The sequence below is a fragment of the Photobacterium rosenbergii genome (assembly GCF_003026455.1).
Classification (GTDB): Bacteria; Pseudomonadota; Gammaproteobacteria; order Enterobacterales; family Vibrionaceae; genus Photobacterium; species Photobacterium rosenbergii.
The window spans coordinates 938,906-959,375 of record NZ_PYMB01000001.1 but is presented as its reverse complement, the minus strand read 5'-3'; the positions used below and the strand labels follow the sequence as shown (position 1 = coordinate 959,375).

At 46.6% G+C, this 20,470-nt stretch carries 19 protein-coding genes; 16 read left to right on the top strand and 3 right to left on the bottom strand.

Annotated elements, in window-relative coordinates:
• The first annotated feature begins 555 nt into the window (after positions 1 to 555).
• From C9J01_RS04635 to phaC, 4 genes are all read left to right on the top strand, one after another.
• On the top strand, positions 556 to 1,296 hold the full coding sequence (locus C9J01_RS04635; RefSeq protein WP_107296914.1) for an SDR family oxidoreductase: 741 nt from the start codon (positions 556 to 558) through the stop codon (positions 1,294 to 1,296).
• Between the two features lie 38 nt (positions 1,297 to 1,334).
• The gene (locus C9J01_RS04630; RefSeq protein ID WP_107296913.1) at positions 1,335 to 2,543 is read left to right on the top strand and encodes an acetyl-CoA C-acetyltransferase; all 1,209 of its coding nucleotides are present in this window, start codon (positions 1,335 to 1,337) and stop codon (positions 2,541 to 2,543) included.
• Positions 2,544 to 2,622: 79 nt separating this feature from the next.
• Positions 2,623 to 2,970 carry a phasin family protein gene (locus tag C9J01_RS04625; protein ID WP_107296912.1) on the top strand — a complete coding sequence of 116 codons (348 nt, stop codon included), beginning with the start codon at positions 2,623 to 2,625 and terminating at the stop codon, positions 2,968 to 2,970.
• Positions 2,971 to 3,038: 68 nt separating this feature from the next.
• Positions 3,039 to 4,847 carry a class I poly(R)-hydroxyalkanoic acid synthase gene (gene phaC / locus C9J01_RS04620; protein ID WP_107296911.1) on the top strand — a complete coding sequence of 603 codons (1,809 nt, stop codon included), beginning with the start codon at positions 3,039 to 3,041 and terminating at the stop codon, positions 4,845 to 4,847.
• 190 nt (positions 4,848 to 5,037) lie between these two features.
• Here the strand turns inward: phaC and C9J01_RS04615 are convergent, their stop codons facing one another.
• The 3 genes from C9J01_RS04615 to C9J01_RS04605 are packed head-to-tail and all read right to left on the bottom strand — an operon-like array spanning position 5,038 to position 7,601.
• A complete protein-coding gene (locus C9J01_RS04615; RefSeq protein ID WP_107296910.1) occupies positions 5,038 to 5,721 on the bottom strand; it encodes a 3-oxoacid CoA-transferase subunit B in 684 nt (227 codons plus the stop codon).
• 2 nt (positions 5,722 to 5,723) lie between these two features.
• A complete protein-coding gene (locus C9J01_RS04610; protein ID WP_107296909.1) occupies positions 5,724 to 6,374 on the bottom strand; it encodes a CoA transferase subunit A in 651 nt (216 codons plus the stop codon).
• Between the two features lie 9 nt (positions 6,375 to 6,383).
• Complete coding sequence (locus C9J01_RS04605; protein ID WP_107296908.1) at positions 6,384 to 7,601, bottom strand: acetyl-CoA C-acetyltransferase; 1,218 nt, start codon at positions 7,599 to 7,601, stop codon at positions 6,384 to 6,386.
• Positions 7,602 to 7,801: 200 nt separating this feature from the next.
• Here C9J01_RS04605 and C9J01_RS04600 point away from each other — a divergent pair, with 200 nt between their 5' ends.
• The 12 genes from C9J01_RS04600 to C9J01_RS04550 all read left to right on the top strand — a co-directional run bounded on the left by C9J01_RS04600 (position 7,802) and on the right by C9J01_RS04550 (position 20,450).
• On the top strand, positions 7,802 to 8,692 hold the full coding sequence (locus C9J01_RS04600) for a TIM barrel protein (protein ID WP_107296907.1): 891 nt from the start codon (positions 7,802 to 7,804) through the stop codon (positions 8,690 to 8,692).
• Between the two features lie 59 nt (positions 8,693 to 8,751).
• On the top strand, positions 8,752 to 9,639 hold the full coding sequence (locus C9J01_RS04595; protein ID WP_107296906.1) for a sugar phosphate isomerase/epimerase family protein: 888 nt from the start codon (positions 8,752 to 8,754) through the stop codon (positions 9,637 to 9,639).
• A gap of 8 nt (positions 9,640 to 9,647) precedes the next feature.
• Positions 9,648 to 10,388: a sulfite exporter TauE/SafE family protein gene (locus C9J01_RS04590; RefSeq protein ID WP_107296905.1), complete on the top strand. Its 741-nt coding sequence runs from the start codon at positions 9,648 to 9,650 to the stop codon at positions 10,386 to 10,388.
• 261 nt (positions 10,389 to 10,649) lie between these two features.
• The gene (locus C9J01_RS04585) at positions 10,650 to 11,165 is read left to right on the top strand and encodes a hypothetical protein (RefSeq protein ID WP_107296904.1); all 516 of its coding nucleotides are present in this window, start codon (positions 10,650 to 10,652) and stop codon (positions 11,163 to 11,165) included.
• A 13-nt stretch (positions 11,166 to 11,178) separates the two neighbouring features.
• Entirely contained in the window at positions 11,179 to 11,493 is a 315-nt protein-coding gene (locus tag C9J01_RS04580; protein WP_107296903.1) for a PTS fructose transporter subunit IIB, read from the top strand.
• Positions 11,494 to 11,504: 11 nt separating this feature from the next.
• On the top strand, positions 11,505 to 12,599 hold the full coding sequence (locus C9J01_RS04575; RefSeq protein ID WP_107296902.1) for a PTS fructose transporter subunit IIC: 1,095 nt from the start codon (positions 11,505 to 11,507) through the stop codon (positions 12,597 to 12,599).
• A gap of 10 nt (positions 12,600 to 12,609) precedes the next feature.
• The gene (locus C9J01_RS04570) at positions 12,610 to 15,234 is read left to right on the top strand and encodes a glycoside hydrolase family 38 N-terminal domain-containing protein (RefSeq protein ID WP_107296901.1); all 2,625 of its coding nucleotides are present in this window, start codon (positions 12,610 to 12,612) and stop codon (positions 15,232 to 15,234) included.
• A gap of 111 nt (positions 15,235 to 15,345) precedes the next feature.
• Positions 15,346 to 17,868, top strand: coding sequence for a phosphoenolpyruvate--protein phosphotransferase (ptsP, locus tag C9J01_RS04565; RefSeq protein WP_107296900.1), 2,523 nt, complete (start codon positions 15,346 to 15,348; stop codon positions 17,866 to 17,868).
• A 49-nt stretch (positions 17,869 to 17,917) separates the two neighbouring features.
• On the top strand, positions 17,918 to 18,259 hold the full coding sequence (locus C9J01_RS04560) for a SemiSWEET transporter (RefSeq protein ID WP_237156866.1): 342 nt from the start codon (positions 17,918 to 17,920) through the stop codon (positions 18,257 to 18,259).
• 179 nt (positions 18,260 to 18,438) lie between these two features.
• A complete protein-coding gene (locus C9J01_RS29480; RefSeq protein ID WP_146157057.1) occupies positions 18,439 to 19,119 on the top strand; it encodes a hypothetical protein in 681 nt (226 codons plus the stop codon).
• Positions 19,022 to 19,336, top strand: a complete 315-nt coding sequence (locus C9J01_RS04555; protein ID WP_107296899.1) for a PTS fructose transporter subunit IIB — start codon at positions 19,022 to 19,024, stop codon at positions 19,334 to 19,336. Before C9J01_RS29480 ends, C9J01_RS04555 begins: the two co-directional genes overlap by 98 nt.
• On the top strand, positions 19,329 to 20,450 hold the full coding sequence (locus C9J01_RS04550; protein ID WP_107296898.1) for a PTS fructose transporter subunit IIC: 1,122 nt from the start codon (positions 19,329 to 19,331) through the stop codon (positions 20,448 to 20,450). Before C9J01_RS04555 ends, C9J01_RS04550 begins: the two co-directional genes overlap by 8 nt.
• The last annotated feature ends 20 nt before the right edge of the window (positions 20,451 to 20,470 follow it).

The following is a 20,470-nucleotide window of genomic DNA, read 5'->3' as shown; positions in this document are numbered from 1 at the left end:
CCTTAAATGAAACAGTCAAATATGAAAATTAAGACTCAATTTGATGGCGTAAGTTCAGCACCTTTGTGTAGTTGGTGATTTAATAACCTCCTGTTTAACTGCTGAAACAGGTCATACCTCTTTAATTTGGTGATTAAGGTTGCACTTTGTTAGTGCGCTTCTGCACTAACGGAAGTCAAAAAACAGCTTTCATCTCATTCTAGACCATTGTTTTTACTCATATAAAACTTGGCACTTATTGTGCTTATGTTTATTAACATTGTTAATACATTTGTTTGTTAATCCTGACTTTGCAAACAAGCGTGATTCTATGCGGGAATATTGGTACGACCATTGATGCTCTGTGTTGATATTGGTATGAGCATGTGTTCTTATAATATTTGTGCAATGTAAAAGTCACCCAAGTGTCTTTTTCACTCGCTAGGATGCAACAAGATTAAAAATAAGGCTGAGAAACAGCCTACGTTGGTTAGTGGTCCTTATTGATAAAGCAATTATAAGTTTTTGATTTTAAGGATGGTAAGTCATCATAAAGATGGAATGGAGTCTTCTGTAATGAGTAAAAAAGCATTAGTAACTGGTGCAAAAGGTGGTATTGGTTCAGCGATCACTAAAGGATTAGTTGATGCGGGTTTTCGTGTGATTGCCACATATTTCCCAAGCGGTGAAGCCAAAGCTAAAGAATGGTTTAAAGAGAATAATTATTCAGAAGAGCAGGTTCGTTTGTTCCCGCTAGATGTTACAGATGCTGATTATTGTGCAGAAGCATTGGCAACATTGTTGCAAGAGGAAGGTAACATTGACGTGCTTGTCAATAACGCTGGTATTACACGTGATACAACGTTCAAGCGTATGTCTAAAGAGCAGTGGGGTGATGTAATCACGACAAACTTGAACAGTTTGTTTAATGTGACTCAGCCGCTTTTTGCATCAATGTGCGAACACGGTAATTCACGCGTAATCAATATTTCCTCAGTAAATGGTCTTAAAGGTCAATTCGGTCAGGCGAACTACTCTGCTGCGAAGGCAGGGATGATTGGCTTCACCAAAGCACTGGCTGCCGAAGGTGCACGCTCAGGTGTTACTGTTAACGCCATTGCCCCAGGTTACACCGGTACACCAATGGTAGAAGCAATTAAGCCAGAAGTACTAGATAGCATTAAAGCTGAGATCCCAATGAAGCGTCTTGCTGCTCCTGCTGAAGTTGCAGCAGCGGTCACTTTCTTGGCGAGCGATGCTGCTGCTTACATCACAGGCGAAACACTGTCTGTGAATGGCGGCTTGTACATGCACTAATGGTTTAATTTCTGAATTTCGAAAGGACGCAAAAAATCATGTCAAAAGTATATATCGTTGCGGCTAAACGTACGCCTATCGGTAGTTTCAATGGTGCGCTGAAATCAGTTCCTGCTTCACAACTAGCTGCTGTGGCAATTAAAGCCGCACTGGAAGAAGCGAAGGTTGACCCAGCAAACCTTGACGAAGTTATTCTTGGTAATGTTGTTGGTGCTGGACAAGGTATGGGGCCTGGTCGTCAGGCTGCTATCTATGCCGGCGTTCCTCAGGAAGTACCAGCGTACAGCCTAAACATGGTATGTGGTTCGGGTATGAAAGCGGTAATGGATGCTGCTGCTCATATCAAGGCCGGTGATGCTGAACTTGTTGTTGCTGCTGGTGCAGAAAACATGTCACAGATTCCATTCTGTGCACCAGCTACAATCCGTGATGGTCAGAAAATGGGCTCTCTAAGCCTAGATGATCTTCTTATCTCTGACGGTCTGACCGATGTCTTCAATAAGTACCACATGGGTGTAACAGCTGAAAATGTTGTTGCCAAAGTGGGCCTTAATCGCGAACAACAAGACAACTTTGCACTTGCAAGCCAACAAAAAGCAGTGGCTGCTATCGAACAAGGCAAGTTCGCAGGTGAAATTGCACCTGTAGAAGTGACTGTTCGCAGAAAAACCAGTGTTGTAGATACCGATGAGTATCCAAAGGCGGACGCAAGTATTGAAGGTTTGGCGAAACTTCGCCCAGCATTCAAGAAAGAAGGTGGCTCTGTTACAGCAGGTAATGCATCAGGTATCAACGATGGTGCAAGTGCAATTATCGTTGCTTCAGAAGCTGCTGTTGAAAAATATGGCCTGACTCCGCTAGCAGAAATCGAGAGCTATGCCCAAGCGGGTATTGCTCCAGAGGTGATGGGCCTAGGTCCTGTCCCTGCTGTGGTTAAAGCACTGGATAAAGCAGAACTCAATATCGCTGATGTTGGCCTGTTTGAATTCAATGAAGCTTTTGCGGGTCAGGCACTAGGTGTACTACATGAGTTGGCCGACGAGCTTGGATCTCCAGTTGAAGATCTGGCCGAGCGTTCCAACGTAAATGGTGGTGCGATTGCACTGGGTCACCCACTGGGTGCTTCAGGTAACCGTATTATTGTCAGCCTTCTTCACGAAATGCGCCGTCGCGGCACAGAGCATGGCCTTGCCACGTTGTGTGTTGGTGGTGGTATGGGTACAGCAATTGTACTGAAGAGCGTCTAATTCAATTGTAAAGCTAACCAGTACCTGTATTCATCATGGCACAGGTACTCAATCATTCTTTTAATGAAGGAAACAAGCTATGTATACGGAAATGTTTAAATCTTTCTCTGAGCAGACTGAAAAATCACTTGCACCATACGTTAAGTTCAACAAGCTGTTCACTAAGAACGTTGAAGATCTAACTGAGCTTCAGCTTGCCGCTGTTCGCGCTTACAGCGACCTTGGCCTATCTCAGCTTAAAGCTGTTAGCGAAGTAAAAGACGTTCAGTCATTTGCTGCTTACAACAGCCAGCAGCTAGAAACATTGACTAAGCTTTCTCAGCAGCTAATCGATGACAGCAACAAGTTCACTGCAATTGCTCAGTCTTTCAAGTCTGAAGTTGAAGAGCTAGTGGCTGAAAACGTAAAGCAAGTTACTCCAGCTTAATCAAAATGACCACTCTGCCGCCCCCGCTCCGGGGCGGCATTTTTAGTCCAAAATTAGAGGTCATTGGCATGAACCAGAACTTTTTTTCGGACTACTTTGCCAAGCTCCAAGAAATGAACCAGATGTGGTGGAAGGAGCTGGATTCAGGCAAGGCAGCCATGAATACCCCCCTTAATAAAGCGCTCAATGAAGTTAGCTTGGAAGATACGACCAAGTTCATCGAAAAAGCATCAGCGCAGCCAGCCGTCATTGCCGAATTGCAAATGGACTGGTGGGAAAACCAAATGAAGATTTGGCAAAATGTCGTCATGAAAAGTGGCGATACGTCAGATTTTATTCAGCCCGAAAAAGATGATAAGCGCTTCACGGATCCTGCATGGGAAAATGAGGCGTTTTACAACTATATCAAGCAATCTTATTTGCTGTTTAGCAATAAGATGAAAGAGTCCATCGAGTCGATTGAAGGGCTAGATGAGAAGGCGAAGGAGCGTTTGGGCTTCTTTTCGCGTCAGGCGATCAATGCATTGTCGCCGACCAACTTTATCACCACCAACCCTGAGCTGGCGAAGCTGACGGTTGAGAGTAATGGTGAAAACCTGATCAAAGGGATGGAGTTGCTTCAGCAAGACATGCAGTCGAGTGCTGATGTGTTGAAAATCCGCATGACCAATGATGCGGCTTTCCAGCTAGGTGAGAATGTAGCAAACACCGCCGGTGATGTTGTTTACAAGAACCACCTGTTCGAGTTGATTCAATACAAGCCACTGACTGAAAAAGTCAACGCGACACCGTTGTTGATCGTGCCGCCTTTTATCAACAAGTACTATATCTTGGATCTTCGCGAGAAGAATTCCATGGTGCGCTGGCTGGTTGAGCAGGGGCATACTGTATTTATGATGTCTTGGCGTAACCCAGATGCCAGCATGTACGATGTTGATTTCGACAACTACGTTGTTGATGGCGTGGTTAAAGCCGTTGATGTTATAGAAGACATCACTGGTGAGAAGCAAATCAATGCGGCGGGTTACTGCATTGGCGGTACGCTACTTGCGACAGCATTAGCTTACTACTCGGCTAAACGTATGCGCAGCCGTATCAAGTCGGCGACATTCTTTACTACGTTGCTGGATTTCTCCCAACCTGGAGAAATTGGTGCTTACATCAATGATCCGATCATCTCGGCCATTGAAGCGCAGAACGAAGCGAAAGGGTATATGGATGGTCGCTCACTGAGCGTAACGTTCAGCCTATTGCGTGAAAACAGCCTGTACTGGAACTACTACATTAACAACTACCTGAAAGGTAATAGCCCGATCGATTTCGATCTGCTGTACTGGAATGGTGATAGTACCAATGTAGCGGTAGCGTGTCACAGCACATTGCTGCGCCAGTTCTACTTGGAAAATCGTCTTGTTGATCCGAAAGGGTTCAAAGTTGGTGGTGTGTATATTGATCTGGCGAAGATCAAGATCCCAACTTACTTTATCTCAACTCAAGAAGATCATATTGCGTTGTGGCAGGGTACTTACCGTGGTGCACGTAAACTTGGCGGTAAGTCCACATTTGTACTGGGCGAGTCTGGCCATATTGCCGGGATTGTTAACCACCCGGCTAAGAACAAGTATGGCTTCTGGACTAATGATAAGTCTTCGGCTGAACCTGAAACATGGTTGAAAGGGGCTAAACGCCAAGAAGGTTCTTGGTGGGGTCACTGGAACGAGTGGATGGCAGGCTTCGAAGAGGCCGAGGTCGTTGATGCACGCTCTGCAGGTAGTGATAACTTCCCAGTTAAGTGCGCAGCGCCAGGTGACTACGTGATGCAAAAGTTGCCAATTGAAGTCTCTAACGTGTTGCAAGGCCAACCGGAAGAAGCTTAATCGAGCAATCAGTTGATTGAAAAGCCAACGTTTATACGTTGGCTTTTTTGTGCTTATGATTTCTCTATGGACATTTTACTTACTGCATGGGTACCGAGGCAGGGGCCTAGATAACAAAACACCGAGATTCATTGATGAACCTCGGTGTTGTTCTACGTCTCGGTGTTGTTTCAGGCAAGAAGTACCGATATTAGAGATCGCTTGGGATCGGCATTGCTTTCAAGTCTGGTGATATGATCAACTCTGCTTCTGTCGCTGCCTGTATTTCATCGATGGTGGTGCCCGGAGCCAGTTCGGTCAACATCATGCCTTGTTCAGTGATCTTGATGACCCCCATTTCAGTCACGATCAAATCGACCTGATTGGCTGCAGTGAGCGGCAGTGAGCAATGCTTGAGCAGTTTTGGTTTACCTTTGACGGTGTGCTCCATCGCAACGATAACCTTCTTGGCACCAACCACAAGATCCATTGCACCGCCCATACCCGGTACCATTTTGCCAGGAATGATCCAGTTAGCCAGGTTACCGAACTGGTCTACCTGCAATGCACCCAGTACCGTTGCATCTACGTGCCCGCCACGGATGATGGTAAATGAATCCGCACTGTGGAAAGTACATGCGCCTGTTGTGGCGGTAATAGGTTGGCCACCGGCATTGACCAGATCTGGGTCAATGTTAGCCTCATCTGGCATTTCTCCAATGCCGATAAGACCATTCTCTGCTTGCAGAAGGATCTCGATATCCGATGAAGTCTCATTGGCTACCAGGCTAGGAAGGCCGATGCCTAGGTTGACTACATCTCCATCATGAAGCTCTTGTGCCACTCGCCATGCAATCATGCGTCGGATCTGGTGTTTTTCTCGTTGAATTGTCATGGTTAGGCTCCTTGGTAAATGTGGTCAATGAACAGTCCTGGTGTGTGTACGGCCTCTGGAGCAATGTCACCAGCGTTGACCAAACTTGCTGCTTCGATAATAACTGTCTCTGCGGCTGTGGCCATTAACGGGTTGAAGTTCTGGGTTGTGCCTTTGTAGACGGTGTTACCTTTGGTATCGACAACAGAACCACGGATCAAAGCAAGGTCTGCACGTAGCGGTTTTTCCAGTAGGAAGTCTTTGCCATCGATTTGAATGACTTGCTTGGATTCAGCAACCAGTGTGCCAAGGCCAGTAGGCGTTAAGACACCACCAAGGCCTGCACCAGCAGCGCGAATACGTTCGGCTAAAGTGCCTTGCGGTACGAGTTCAACATCCAACTCGCCACTATTCATTTGGGCACCTGTTTCTGGGTTGGTGCCAATATGTGAAGCATATAGCTTGCCGATACGCTTGGCTTTAATCAGGCGGCCAGAGCCAGACTCAGGTGTGCCGGTGTCAGTGGTAATCAAGGTGATATTTTTAATCCCTGACTCAAGAATGATATCAATCAGTCCTTCAGGTGCCCCGTTGGCCATAAAGCCACCGATCATGATGGTCATATCATCGCGGAGTAGGTTGGCGATCTCGCTGGCAGTAATAGATTTCTTCATCATTGGCTCCTATTTGTTGGCCTGGCATCGACGGATAATCACGGCTGTGCCCATACCGCCACCGATACAGAGGGAGGCCAAGCCATAGGTTTGCTGTGAGCGTTCAAGTTGGTAAATCAATGTGGTCAGGATACGGTTGCCTGAAGCCCCCAGAGGATGACCAAGGGCGATTGCACCGCCATTTAAGTTAGTACGGGATTCGAGCCAAGACCTATCCACACCGTGCTTTTCGCATAGCTCTTTCATCACCCCTAATGCCTGAGCTGCAAACGCTTCATTAAGTTCGAAACATTCGATATCAGCCAGTGTTAGTTTGGCTTTGTCGAGGGCGTTGGCGATAGCTGGAACAGGGCCGAGTCCCATTACTTTTGGTGAAAGGCCGGCTTGGCCGCAAGCGATGATTTCTGCCATTGGGGTGAGGTTATAGCGTTCAACCGCAGCCTTGGAGGCCAGGATAATGGCGGATGCACCATCGTTTATGCCAGAGGCATTACCGGCAGTGACAGTACCGTCTTTTTTAAAGGCGGTACGAAGGCTTTGTAACTTTTCAAGAGTCGCATCGGCTTTTGGGTATTCATCGATGCTGACATTGTATTGCTGGCGGCGGTGGGAGACATTGACCGGTTCAATTTCATCGCTAAAGCCATGTTCTTGGATAGCTGCTGTCGCTTTCTGCTGGCTGGAAAGGGCAAATTGGTCTTGCTCTTCACGGCTTAGTTCGTGTAGTTCAGCAATGTTCTCTGCGGTGATCCCCATGTGGTATTGGTTGAACACGTCGGTTAGGCCATCTTTGATAATTGAGTCATCAAGGGTCAGTTGGCCCATCTTTACGCCATCACGTAGCGGGTTTGCAGAAATGAAAGGTGCTTGCGACATACTTTCCATTCCACAGGCGATAACAATCTCAGTCTCACCGGCTCGAATATGGCTGACACCATCCATCACGGTTTTCATGCCAGAGCCACAGATCATATTCAGGGTATAAGCAGGTACGGTTTCAGGAATGCCTGCTAATACCGCAGCTTGTCTGCCAGGGCCCATGCCGATACCGGCGCTTAAGACATTACCTGCAATTACCTCATCAACCAGGCTTGGATCGAGATGACATTGCTCTAAGGCCCCTTTGATGGCGGTAGCTCCCAACTGAGGTGCAGAGACTGGGGCGAGGGCACCATTGAAGCTGCCGATAGGGGTGCGCTTTGCGGCAACAATGTATACAGATTCCATACAACTTCCTGTTTCAGTTTGATTTGTTATCAACAGTGTATGGGCGGGAGGCCGGAGGGTGTTATAGGCATAGATTCAAATCTGATTTGCGAAAATGCAAAAATAAGATGCGCGCTTGGTCACGCCATTTCGACTACAGAGTGATTAGTCTGGCTGTAATTTAATTTTATTCAGCTAATGGATCACTTGAGGGTGGAACTATGAGTTATTCAATTGCATGTGCACCTTGCTGTTGGGGTGTTGAATCTTCCGATAATCCACATAACCCGAATTGGATGACAGTGTTGTCAGAGGCAAGGTTGGGTGGTTTTACCGGAACAGAGTTGGGGCCTTACGGCTTTTTGCCACTCGATGCCGATACGGTAAACACAGCGCTGTATGTCAAAGAGCTAGAAATCTGTGCGGGTACCATTTTCGAGCCACTGTCCGAATCTGGTAACTATGAAGACATCATTAATAAAACCAAGCGTTTATGTGGGTTGTTGCAAAAAATTGGTTGTGAAAAGCTGGTGGTGATCGATTGTGTTAATGACATCAGAAGCCGCTATGCCGGCATGCCAGAGCAAGCACCAAGACTAGATGCTGTACGTTGGGCGCAGATGATGGGCACCATCAGGGATATTGCCGAGATTGCCAAACGTCATGATATCAGGGCCGTTGTCCATCCACATGCCGGCGGTTACATCGAATATCGGGATGAAATTGATCGGATGCTGGATGATTTGTCTGCTGACGAAGTTGGCCTATGCCTTGATACCGGCCACCTCTATTACGCAACTATGGATCCCGCCAAGAGCTTGGTTGAATACGCAGACAGGCTTGAATATGTCCACTTCAAAGATGTTAACCAGCAGCGCTTGCAGCAGGCTATCGAGAAACAGGTTGGCTTTTGGCAAGCCTGTGCCGATGGTGTGATGTGCCCTCTCGGTGAAGGCGCAGTGAATTATGACCAAGTGGCTCAAGCTTTGGAATCCATTGGTTACCATGGTTGGATCACCATTGAGCAAGAGCGGGATCCGCGTCATTCAGACACTACGTTACCCGATATTAAGAAAAGCCGTCAGTTCTTGGTTGAAAAAGGCTTCATTTAACCCGTAGGTAGTCTGCGAAAGAATATTGTTTAGTAGTTTGTCATGTAGAGGATGTCATTATGGCAATGAAGATAGCGTGTGCACCTTGCTCGTGGGGAGTAGAAAATTCAGAGCAGGGCGGAAACCCTAGCTGGGCGAAAGTGTTGGTAGAAGCACGTGAAGCTGGATATGAGGGGATTGAGCTTGGACCCGTTGGATACTTTCCTGAAGATCCGGCAATCCTTGCCAGCTCACTGCGAGTGAGGGGAATGAAAGTTTGTGCAGGAAACCTTCATGGCGATTTCAGTTGCCCTGATTCGAAAGAGAAAGTGCTTGTCAAAGCACGCCGGGTGATTGATTTACTCAGCGCCTTAGGGGTAGATAAGTTGATCATTATGGATCGTGCCAACGCTGCAAGAGATGCTTATGTAGGACACGGTGTGATTGCACCAAGGCTTAAGCAGGAACAGTTGCAGGCAATGATTTCAACTATCACAGAAGTTGCAGAGATGGCGGCAGAAAAAGGTGTACGAACCTTGCTTCACCCTAGTTCAGGGGGATTTGTCGCTTTTTCTGATGAGATCGCTTCGGTATTGAATGCTATTCCTGCAGAACGTCTAGGTTTGTGCTTGGACATTGGCCATTTGTTTATCGATGGGATGAAACCAGAAGAGTTTATCCGTCGTTATGCCAATCGCCTGGAACACCTGCATTTCAAAGATGTCGACGGCCAGCAGTTACATAATGCAATGCGCGATCGCTGTGGCATGACCAATGCGTTCAGTAAAGGGCTAACTCGTCCGCTGGGTGAGGGAAGTATTAACTTTTCAAATGTCTTTAAGGTATTGAAGGATATTGATTATCAGGGTTGGATTGTCGTCGAGCAAGAGCGTGCGGTCACCCAGTTGGAACATGTGAAGGTGGATATGGCGAAAAGCCGTGGTTATCTTGCTGAACATTGTATGTAAGGGTTGAAATGATAGTTACCGATCCTTGGTTTTATATTACTGCCGTTCCTGCTGTATTGATTTATGGGATTGGTAAAGGCGGTTTGGGCGGGGCATTGGGGATCATTGCAGTTCCCTTGATGGCCCTAGTGGTCTCGCCAACGCAAGCCGCCGCTATCTTGCTTCCCATACTGTGTGTGATGGACGCATTTGCGGTTAGGCAGCACTACCGCAGTGCAGACTATTCAGTTCTCAAGCAAATGCTGCCGGGTTCATTATTAGGGGTATTGCTGGCAGGGCTGTTCCTCAGCGTAACACCTGAAGCAGGACTTAAGCTGCTGATTGGGGTGTTATCACTGCTGTTCTGTTTGCAATATGTGCTAAGTGGCAGCCAGCAAAACAAAAAGCCCGGTAAAGCCAGTGCATGGTGGTGGAGTAGTCTAGGTGGTTTCTCCAGTACTGCTATTCATGCCGGTGGCGGCCCAGCGAGTATCTATCTATTACCATTGAGATTGGAAAAAGTGACTCTGATAGCCACGATGGCTGTGTTGTTCGGCATCATCAATTTGGCGAAGCTGATCCCTTACAGTATGCTGGGAGAATTTGATACCACCAACTTAATGACGGCGGTGGTACTGATGCCTCTCGCGCCCGTTGGCGTGTATATGGGCGTATGGTTGCTACATAGAGTGAGCCAAGATGTTGTATATAGGCTTTGCTATCTCTTCCTTTTCTTATCAGGAATGAAATTAGTATTTGATGTGTTGTAAATCCACCTTATACCGATAAATATAAAAGCCGTAGGGAATTGCTCTGCGGCTTTTTAATATTCAATTTATGGGATAGATTTTATTAATCCAAATGTTTTTACGCTATGATGGTAAAATGCTCAATTTTGAGTGTTTATATATTTGTGATGAATGTCATTAATACTCATATGAAAAAACAATTGATATCTATTTGTGAAATTCATCACATCTTACCTGATTTTAAGTGTATATGATCTGCCTATCTTTATAGGGGATACTTTGATGAAATTTGATACGGCCACACTATTAGTATTTATCCGGGGTGTTTTAGACACTCTGGTTAATGCTATTTATTCGTGTGTTTGTATCAGTTCTAGCGAGAGCTTAGTCTCCAACTCTGACAAGGAACTGGATGAGATAGCGTCGGACTATAACCAGCTTTATATCAGTGTTGGTGACATGCTAGGGAAACAAGTCAGGTATTGGTGTGATGTATCTTATGCACGTTGGAAGCACAATCACCATTGTTGTGCCGCTCTGGTGCGCACCTTATTTTCTTTACTGTCTCTGACATACCTATATTTTGCTAAGCAGGTTTCGGCCAGTTCCTTGGTGTGCTTCTACCGCTACGCACCAGCGAACGCTGCGATGTCTTTAAACAATGGCACTGCATCTGTTGGCCGTGAATATGCTGGCAAAAACAACGTAAATTACGTTAGCATCCATCCAATGAGCAGCAATCGTCGCAAGATGATTGCTGCTTTTTTTGTATTAAATAACAGCAGCTTAATAAGTTGATAGCGAGGTCGAAATGTATATTGTTTGTGTAGCAGCGTGTCCAACAGGAATTGCCCATACCTATATGGCGGCAGAAGCCCTTGAAGTCTTGGGTAAAGATCATGGTTGGGAAGTGAAGGTAGAAACGCAAGGCAGTACGGGTATCGATAATGCAATTACCGCTGAGGATGTCGCAAGAGCTGATGGCGCTATCATTGCCGCAGAAATTGCAGTAGAAGGGATGGAAAGATTTGAGCCTCTTACCATTTTAGAGTGTGCAGTGGCAGACCCAATCAAACAACCCGATGCCGTTTATGAAACCATGATGCATTTAATTAATACTAATTAAGGATAATTACCATGGCCCTACTATTAAAAAAAGAAAAAACAGAAATAGATAAATTACGTGAAGCATTAATGACCGGCGTTTCATATATGATCCCAGTGATTGTAGCCGGTGGTATGATGCTGGCATTTGGTTCATTATTTGAAACTTTAACTGGTGTTGATTTAAAAGAGAGCAATTCTTTAATTGCCCAGTTAATAAATGATTTAAAAACATTTGGTTTATATGGCCTGACTTTATTGTTTCCTGTCATTGCTGCTTTTGTTGGGTTTGGCTTAGCCGGTAAACCTGCAATTGCCCCAGGACTTATTGCTGGTATGTTAGCCCGCGATATGCAAATGGGCTTTTTAGGGGCTTTATTAGGCGGTTTGATGGTCGGGTATTTGGTCAGATGGATGCTGGCTAACATTAAGCTGCCAAAAGAGTTTCGTAGCTTGTTGCCGATGGTCATTATTCCTCTTATCGGCTCTGCCATCATCCTTTTCGTCATGAAGTATATTGTCGGTTATCCGCTGATTGCCCTCAACACGGGCTTGGAAAACTGGTTGGTCGGCATGTCGGGTGGCAATAAAGTGTTGATGGCGGCAGTGCTGGGGGCGATGGTTGGCTTTGACTTGGGTGGCCCCATCAATAAAGCAGCAATTACTGTGAGCTTGGGTCTGTTTGCCCAAGGGATTTTTGAGCCCGTTACCGCGTCACATATCGCTATCATGATTGCCCCGTTTGGTATTGGCTTGTCCACGATTTTTGCCAAGCAATATTACAGCAAAGAGCTGCAGGAAAATGGCCGTGCTGCATTGATGATGTCTTGTGTCGGGATCAGTGAAGGGGCGATCCCATTTATTCTTGCCAATCCAGCGCTGATCATTATCAATAGCATAGGTAGTGCCATTTCGGCTGCCATGGTCATTATGTTTGATTCGATAGTTCATGCACCAGCGGCAGGCATTCTCGCTCTGATCCTTTCTTCCCATTTCTTCTTGTACTTACTCTCTATCGCAACCGGCGTGGCTTTTGTTGCCGTCTGCACCACGGTACTGATGAAGCGACAATTCAATAAACAGGCCACTGATGCTGAAAGCCAGCAGCAAGTAGCGAAATCTGCCTAAGGTAAGAATGATGTCAATGAATAAAAAAGCCTACATAGTTCCTCATACCCACTGGGATCGTGAATGGTATTTCAGTACGGAGGAGTCACAGGTACTGCTGGTCTTTACCATGCAGCAAATCCTCGAAGAGCTTGAAAATGATGATGGATTGCCTTGCTTCGTGCTTGATGGGCAATCGGTGATGCTTGAAGACTACTTGAGCGTTGTGCCGCAAGATACCGATCGGGTGAAAACCCTGGTTGAGTCGGGCAAGTTATTGGTTGGTCCTTGGTATACCCAGACCGATCAGTGTGTGGTCCATGGCGAATCGCAAATCAGAAACTTGATGTGGGGTTGCCGTGATGCCGAGCGATTTGGCGCAATAATGAAAGTTGGCTATGTACCTGACTCGTTTGGTCAGAGTGAGCAACTGCCTCAGCTCCTGCAACATTTCAATATCGATAAATGTGTGTTCTGGCGTGGGATCTGGGAAGGGATTTGTAGCAATACCGAGTTTGTCTGGCGGGCCCCGGATGGCAGTGAAGTGACAACTGCGGTACTCGAGTTTGGCTACAGTGCGTTCCAGGGAATGAAGCCAATGGATACTCACCTTGACGGTATCGACCAGAAAATAGCTGAGCGCTTTTGGCCGGGAGAACGACAGCACTTCCTGTTTATGGGCGGGCATGATCAAAAGCCTTGGCAGAGGGAAACGGTCGAGGCTATTAGGCACGCCAATGAATCGCGCCCGTACCAATATCAGCTGTGCACTTTTGAAGACTATTTCGCCCAAACTACCAGAGAGAGTCTACCTGTGGTTGAGAGCGAAATGCTCTACGGCAAATACAGCCGTATCCACCGCGGGATTTATTCAACCCGCTACGATATCAAGAAGCTCAATAGTGATGTCGAGAACCTTTTGGTCAACCAGTTGGAGCCGCTGTTGACGGTTGCCAATGACTTGGGCTTGAAGTACCCACACGGCTTGATGGAGAAAAACTGGAAACAACTGATGCAAAGCCATGCCCATGACTCTATCGGCGGTTGTAACACTGACTCGGTCAACCGTCAGGTCAAGGCCCGTATCCAAGCTGTACGTGAAAATGCTGAACGCTTACAAGCGATCACCCTCAAACAGTTGGCAGATGCATCAACCAAAGGCAAAGAAGGTGAGTACGTGTTGGTTTTCAACCCGTTGCCTTATTCACGCAATGCCCAAATAGAGTTGGAACTGGTGCTACCGACCCGCAATCTGGCCATTTACGATGGTGAGCAAATTGTCGAGATGCAGTCGATCTCGTGTGAACTGGTTGATATCAATGCCATAGTCCAGGACCCAACCACTTTGGGCGATGAGCGGTTCCGCTCCTGGTACCGCCACCACGTTTGGGTGTCCTTGGAAGGTTTGCCAGCCTGTGGCTATCGCAACCTCAGGGTGGAGCGCTTGACAGAAGGGGAGATAACCACACACGCGAGCCTAACTCAAACAACTGAAGAGACATTAATCAGCATCGCTAACGAGGCCATGAAGGTGAGTGTCGATAAGCTTGGCAAGGTGGGTTTATCTTGTCTCGACAGTGGCCAGCATTGGGATGATGTAATTACCTTGGTAGATGGGGGTGATGATGGTGATAACTACGACTTCTCTGAGCCGCATGACGATCTGAAAATCACCTATGAAGTGCTCAAGGGTGCGATACGTGCATACGAAGGCAACTTGCGTTCTGAAGTTCGTATTACCTATCAAGCAATGTTGCCTGCGGATTTAACAGAGCGAAACGCGAAACAGTGTTCGGTTAAACAGCGTATCGACGTAGTCCTTGGGTTGGCAAAAGGCAGCCATGGGGTAGATATTTCTGTTGAGCTGGAAAATCAGGCCAACGACCACAGGGTGCAGCTTCATATCAATGGCGATTTTATCCACGCCCAAAGTGTCGCTGATCAACCTATTGGTTTAATCCAACGTGGGGATGATGAGTCAGCATTGTCTGTCTGGCAGTCACAAGAATGGACATCATGCCCGGTGCCGATTTATCCGATGCAAAGTGTTGTTGCAGGGGAGACCGCACAAGGTGGCTTGGCCGTGATGACTGACGGAATCCGTGAATATCAGCAATATGGCGATTCAATTGCTATTACCTTGTTCCGAGCTATGGGTTATGTCGGAAAACCTGATCTGAAATACCGGCCTGGCCGTCTATCCGGGTTGCCTGATGCCAGTCCGGACTCTCAACTTCGCCAGCCACTGTCATTCCGGTTAATGCTTTGCCCATTCAGCTGCAGTGCTTTTGACGCGGGATTGTGCCAACAGGTCAAAGAGTGGATTAGCACCCCGTTGACCCTACATAACGGGGTGGTGCAACGCTTTATGATTGCACCGCCAGTGTTCACAGCACCGGAGGTATTTAGCCTGTTGGCGTTCGATACACCAGAAGTGGCTGTCAGTGCCATCAAGGTCTGCGAGGATGATGCTAATAGTATTGTCATCCGTTTGATGAATGCAGGTAAGGACGAAGCCAAACTCGGCGAACTTCCGTCTGGATGGAAGGTCTGGCAGGTAGACGGCATGGAGAGAGTATTGGGTGATGCAACAGTCGATACGACAATCCCTGCACAAGGCATTATCGGCCTTCGATTGAGTAAAGAAAGTCTTTAGATAAAACCTAAACCATAACATTGGGCCCTCACTACCGATCTAGGTTACACGGATCGGGTGAGTGGCCTGCTGCACCGAAAATTCGAACTAAATATACCCCAAGGGGCAATCATGACTACATCATTTGAATTTACCAACCCGTTGGTTAATGGCATTCACGCCAGGCCTGCCGCTGAAATAGAGATCCGCGCAAAGCGTTATAGCTGTCAGATCACCCTAAAGAATAAAACGAAAGGAACACAAGCAGACGCAAAAAGTGTGCTATCGCTAGTTGGTGCCGATGTCGTAATGGGGGACGACTGCCTTTTGGTCTTCGACGGCGCTGACGAGCAAGCTGCCTATGAGGATATTAAATCTTTTGTTGAAAGGGATTTCGCCTCTTGCGATGAGCCGCTCGAAGTGATCGAAGCTGACATAAACCAACCCCTTCCTGTGGCGCTGGTGAAAGCCGAGCCGGATTTGCTTCGAGGCACCATTGTTTCCCGAGGTATTGGCCGAGGGCGACCGGTTGTTTGCAGCAACATCGACCTCTATCAGTTGGCTAAAGATGTGCAATTGCAGTCTAGTAGCAACGTCGATAGCGTGCTGACAAAAGCGTTGTTCACACTTTGCCAGCAGCTTGAACAGGAAATTGTAGAAGCTGAATCAAAAAACAGCCCTAAAGAGATCACTATCCTCAAAGCCCATTTGCAGATTGCAGGTGACAGTTTGTTCAGTGAATCGTTGGCGAAGTTCAGCACTCAGGGAAATCCTATCCATGCTATTGCTCGGGCATCCGATGCGTTGAAAGCACCATTGCTGAAAAGTCAGAGTAATTATATGCGTGAACGGGCGTTGGATATCGATGACTTGTGTGCAAGGCTAGCCGGTATTGTTTTGGGCAAGCCTCTCCAGCAGCCTATTGTGCTTTCTGAAAGCAGTGTTGTTATCGCCGATAACCTGACGCCAAGTGAGTTTTTGGCATTGGATAAGCAACTACTCAAGGGGGTTGTGCTAGCAGAAGCAGGACAGACATCGCATACCGTGATTCTGGCTCGCTCTTTTGGTGTACCGGTATTAACCGCTGTTGAGGGCGTCAATGCCTTTGCTAATAGTGCTGATACTTTGGTTGTTGATGCTAGCTATGGATGCTTGATCCGCGAGCCAAATGAAAAAGTGGATCAGTTCTATCTGTTAGAACAACGCAAACAGGCGGCTAAAACATCCATATTGACACCATTTGCGACCAGTCAGGGCCAAAGCAAAGACGGAAAGCCTATGGCGCTGTTTGCCAATATCGCAATGGGTATTGAAGCCGGTAGTGCCTTTGAACAGGGCGCTGAAGGGATAGGGCTATTCCGAACCGAAATGTTATTTATGGACCAAGAACAAGCACCTGGTGAGGATGAACAGTTCGAGGTTTACCGTGAAGTTATCGAGGCTGCTGCAGGGAAATCAGTCATTATCCGTACTTTGGATATTGGCGGAGATAAGCCACTGTCTTACTTGCAATTACCCGAAGAAGAAAATCCATTCTTGGGTTATCGCGCTGTTCGGATGTATCCGCAGTACCAGGCTATGGTCGAAACTCAGCTAAGAGCTTTGCTAAAGGCATCTCGATATGGTCAAGTCGACATCATGATCCCGATGATTTCTTGCTTGGAAGAGGTGGAGTGGATTAGCCAGTTATGCCAGCAGTGCCAAGTTCAATTGCAGGCTGAAGGGGTTGAAATCGGTCAGTGGCGGCTAGGGATTATGGTTGAAGTGCCTTCAGCACGTTACTTGATTGAAAAAGTGGCTGGGCTGATCGATTTCGTCTCTATAGGCAGTAATGACCTCACCCAGTATTTTATGGCCTGTGATCGGGGGAACCGCCAAGTTTCATCTCTTTATGACAGCTTCCACCCTGGGTTTATTGCCTTCCTGCGTGACATAGCCAGAGCGGCAAAAAATGCAGGGATTGAGTTGGGTATCTGTGGCGAGATGGCTAGTGATAAAAGAGCATTGCCACTACTACTTGCCATGGGATTTGATGAAATCAGCTTGTCGGCGCCGAGTATTGTGCCGTTACGTGCAGAACTGGCTAAAGTAGATTTTGACGAATGCGGTAAGTTGCTTGACGAAGTATGCGCACAAGGAACGGCAGAGCAGGTGAAGGCGTGTATCGAGCATTTCTGGCAACAGCAGGAAAAACCTGAAATTCTATCCGAAAGCCTTGTTATTCAGTGTGATGCCAATGATAAAGCAGGTGTGATCAAGCAGTTGACGGATAACCTCGAAGTACAAGGCAGAACGGAAAAAGCCGATGCGGTAGAGCAGGCTATCTGGGACAGAGAGGCTATCTTTGCAACGTCCTTGGGTTTTGGTGTCGCGGTTCCACACTGTAAGTCAACCGCTGTTAGCCATAACAGTATTTCGATAGCACAACTCGAGAAGCCAATAATTTGGAATGAAGCGGAGGGGGAAACTGTCTCTGCTGTGATCATGCTGACGATTTCCAGCCGTGATGAAGAGGGTACACATATGAGTATTTTCTCCAAACTGGCCCGGAAACTGATGCACCGAGATTTTCGCGAGGCACTAATGAACCCTGCCGCTAGTAGTGGTGAAACAATTGCTCTGCTTGAAGGGGTCCTCTACGAGCAGGTGGCATAGGCAACATGACTTCGGGAAATACCCGAGGGTCAGCATTGGATTGAAAATAATGAAAGTAATATCGTTGAATGTATTGGTCGTAATGACAATATTGGCTATTGGGTTTCCTGTGATGATAGATCATCCCACCATGTTAGGTAGCCTGGCGGCAGCATGTACAACCCTGTCATTTCTTCCCCAAGTCCTGCATACCATCAGGACCAAAGATACAGCAGGGATTTCGCTAGCTATGTATGTTTTGTTTGTGTTCGGGATCTTGTGTTGGCTTATTTATGGATTAATTTCCCATGATCTGCCGCTTATGCTTGGCAATGGTATTACCTTGGTTCTTTCAAGTATTGTTTTATTAATGAAGCTAAAGTCTAAATCTGATGGAAATACAGCAATTTAATAATCTTTACTCTTAATGTGAATTTTATAAAAAATAGGGTGCGTAACTTAAAGCGCCTTTTATATGAAAATATAGATTGATTTATATTCACTCCTAGTAATGTGATCTTTGTCTGAGACGATATAAGATTATTACTGTTAGGATTAGTTCGTTAACTTTTATTTGATCAGGTGATCTCAATGCTTCGTTTGGGTTTGTTTTTCAGCATAGTGGTAGTAAAAGGAAAAGAGGCGCTCTTTTCCATGCTGACTATGCTTGAAAAAATTAGCCTAGCGCTGACACCTGAATTAGATAAGTTGAATCGGTCTGAAGAAAACAAAACTGATGAGCTAGATACTTTAGCTAAGCAGTGGAGCGGAATGTGGGATACGGTGACTGATCGTTTATCATTTCGCAAGTCGGGTAAAAAGCCTGTTCGTGAGCTACTTGCGTTAGCAGAAAGGCAATCACGCTTGAATATCCAAGTTGCTGATTTTAATCTGCTATCTCATGGTTGTGTGAACTCTTCTATTGCACAGATGTTGTCTTGTCAGCGTAATATGGGTGATCCGGCAGCCGCTTACTTGCAACTTTTTAACCTCACCACCTGCCTGTCTCTTAGCTCAACCTCTCATCAAAACTCTCAAGAAAATAAACTCGCTTTACACCTAGAAAAAGTTCTAGTTACAAAGCAAGAAATAAACCGAATAAAAGCACAGAAAGCACTTATGTTTTTGCTGTGCTTTTTCTATTTTATCCAAGTGAAAATCAACGAGGTTAATTATGTATTTTGTTTGTGTAGCGGCTTGTCCAACAGGTGTCGCACATACTTATATGGCGGCAGAATCACTGGCAATGATTGGAAAAGAATTAGGGCATGAAGTGAAAGTCGAAACTCAAGGTAGCTTGGGGATTGAAAACGAAATAACAGAAGAAGATATTGCACGCGCAGACGGTTGTATTATTGCCGCAGAAGTAGCGATTGCAAAAAAAGATAGGTTCTCAAGCTTACCAATTTTGGAATGTGCGGTAGCAGACCCAATTAAACATGGAAATGCCGTTTTCGAAGCAATTTGCGAGGAAATAAATAATGGCTAAGTTTTCAATGAATAAAAAAGAAAAATCAGTAGGAACCGAAGTTAAGACCGCAATTATGACTGGGGTTTCCTACATGTTGCCGTTGATCATTGCCGGGGCAGTGATCATGGGGATTGCCCGTATTGGTGCGTCATTCTATGGCATTGATAATATTTGGGATGGAAGCCACGCTGAAGCGGCCAATGCATTGGTCCGGCTTTTCCATGCCTTTGACGGTTTTGGTGGGCTGGCATTGAGCCTGATGCTACCAGTTGTCGCAGGCTATATAGCCTTCTCGATTGCAGACAAACCGGGTATTGCCCCGGGTATGGTTGCCGGCTTGTTAGCCAAAGAGATGGGAACAGGCTTTCTCGGTGCCTTGGCGGCTGGTTTTATTGCCGGTTATATCGTTAAGTTACTGGTTACCAAAGTTAAGCTGCCTAAATCTGTTGCATCAGCCGGCCCCATTTTTATTATCCCCGTAGGCGGTACCTTACTAGCTTGTCTCGTCATGATGTACATCATTGGTGATCCGCTTGCAGCCATGAACCGCGGATTGGAGAACTGGCTACTCAGCATGTCTGATGGCAACAAGATTGTCCTGGCAGCAGTCGTCGGGGGGATGGTCGGCTTTGACCTCGGTGGCCCTATCAACAAGGCGGCAGTAACGACAGCGATGGCGATGCTCGCATCAGGGATCTACGACCCGAACACCGCCGCTCAGGTTGCTATAATTATTCCACCTATCGGTATTGGTGTTGCGACTCTTATCTGGAAGCAACGCTTCCCACATTCCCTTCAAGATGCAGGTAAGGCATCAACTTTAATGGGGCTCATCGGTGTTTCTGAAGGTGCTATCCCATTCGCACTGGCAAATCCGAAAATAATCGTTGTGAACGTGATCGGCTCAGCTGTTGGCTCGGCTATGGCTGTTGGGTTAGGCGCTGTAAACCGTGCACCCATCTCTGGTTTTTATGGTTGGCTTGCCGTTGAAAATTGGCTGGTGTATGTGCTGGCGATTGCCGTAGGTTCGGGCATCATCGCAGTGGGCTCATTGCTGGTTTTCAAGGGTGAAGAACTACCAAAAAAACAAGAAGAAGCAAAACCGAAATTCAAAATCACACGGGCCCAATAATAAGACCCACCACGGAGATA